This window comes from Nonomuraea sp. NPDC048916, assembly GCF_040649575.1.
Classification (GTDB): Bacteria; Actinomycetota; Actinomycetes; order Streptosporangiales; family Streptosporangiaceae; genus Nonomuraea.
The window spans coordinates 1-766 of record NZ_JBEZFS010000147.1 but is presented as its reverse complement, the minus strand read 5'-3'; the positions used below and the strand labels follow the sequence as shown (position 1 = coordinate 766).

The 766-nt window shown below is 61.9% G+C and carries 1 pseudogene; it reads left to right on the top strand.

Annotated elements, in window-relative coordinates:
- Positions 1-129, top strand: a pseudogene (locus AB0C16_RS40160) (IS5/IS1182 family transposase); the annotation flags it as partial.
- Positions 130-766 lie beyond the last annotated feature (637 nt).

Sequence of the window (766 nt, the reverse complement as noted above, 5' to 3'; positions counted from 1 at the left end):
GAACGCGCGAACGCCCAGCTGAAGAGCTGGAAGATCCTCCGAAAGCTACGCTGCAGCCCTTCCAAGGCCGGCCACCTCTGTAAGGCCATCGCCGTCCTTCAGAACCACCGAGTTGCCCAGGGCGCCTGAGGATGAAAAAGGTTCAGTCTTTTCGATGCCGCTCATCCAGCAAACCCCTTTTGTCAGGTGCGGCCCACGCTGTCAGCTGTACCTGACATCCTGACGAAAGCACCGTCGGCGTGGCGGGCGTCCTTCCCAGAGCGGGACCTGCCGGCCCTCGGAAGGACACCCACCGGTGACCCATCCGGCTATGCTGACTGCCGCAAGCAAATGATCACCTGTGTTGCGACGACCCCTCGAATGCGCCTGATCGGTAGCGGGGCGTTTTTCGAGGTGGAGCCTAGCGGATTCGAACCGCTGACATCCTGCGTGCAAACGGGAGCCGGTCTCCCCGTGGAGAGGCCTTCGTCCTGGTCAGGCGGCAGGTACGGGCTGATGGCATGTGATCACGTAAGCCGATGCTGCTGTACCTGCTGCTGTACACAGCTCCCCGGCCGACGGCCTGCCTTGGTCATTCCGAGGACGCGTGAACTGCTACCGCAGGATTTCTCGGCGTCTCGCCCACATCTCAGGCAATGGCTGCTATGTCCCCATCGTCGAAGTAGATCGACTGATGGAGCTGACCGCCGAGAGCAGTGGCGTACCGGGCGAGAACGTCTTGTCCGGAGATCTTGCCTTGCTCGATCTGCGAAACGCGGCCCTTGGT